Source organism: uncultured Polaribacter sp. (assembly GCF_947500975.1).
Classification (GTDB): Bacteria; Bacteroidota; Bacteroidia; order Flavobacteriales; family Flavobacteriaceae; genus Polaribacter.
The window spans coordinates 1-801 of record NZ_CANMUE010000047.1; the positions used below are offsets into that span (position 1 = coordinate 1).

Genomic DNA, 801 nt, shown 5'->3' on the forward strand with positions numbered 1-801 from the left:
TCTTCTATTCTTTTTTCTTATCATTATTACAAATCTATTAATTTAGATTTGTTGCGTTAAGTTCTTGAATAGAGGAAGTTCGTTTTTAATGACACACAACGTGTTTGTATATGGAAAGTTGCGGGTTTACGTGCGAGGATTTTCCGAAGGAAAATCAGACGTAGCAAACGTGCAACTACCTTTGTTTTAGCACAACACCCGCAATTTTTTATATACGGTGTTGGCAATAGTATTTTTTTCAATCAAAGAAATGAACATACAAATAAGTCATTTCAGTTTCTTTATTAGTCCATAAATAATATTCGCTAAAAGTATGGTCTAAAAAGTCATTCTTATAATAAATTCGGTCAACATTTTTATTAGGTAAATCCAACCAACTAGGTGGATTCGCGTCTTTTTCCAATTCCTCTATTATATTTCCAAATTTCACATTATTACTTTCGGCAATATTCAGAGGTTGGTCGTGAGCAATAATTTTCTCCAAAACATTTGAGTCATATGTGAATGACATATAATGAACTTGAAAATCAAAATACCCTCGATTTTTAAGTTTAATCTTTTTTACAGATTCAGGTGGCTTAAATCCAAAGTTGTCCTCAAAAGACGATTCGAGTTTTTCTCTGTTTTGCGATTCGTAAGCACAACTATAACTTGTCAGAAGTATGATTAGAATCAAAAATTTCAGATATTTTCTCAATTTTATTGGGTTCGTTTATATTATTGCCAACGTTTTATGTGTATGATTTGCTGGGTAAATTTAGCGAAAAATAACTACATTTTACAGACTTTTACGATTGCGAG

At 31.1% G+C, this 801-nt stretch carries 1 protein-coding gene; it reads right to left on the bottom strand.

Annotated elements, in window-relative coordinates:
- Nucleotides 1–238: 238 nt before the first annotated feature.
- Nucleotides 239–403 carry a hypothetical protein gene (locus tag Q0733_RS12965; RefSeq protein ID WP_298782760.1) on the bottom strand — a complete coding sequence of 55 codons (165 nt, stop codon included), beginning with the start codon at nt 401–403 and terminating at the stop codon, nt 239–241.
- Between the last annotated feature and the right edge of the window lie 398 nt (nt 404–801).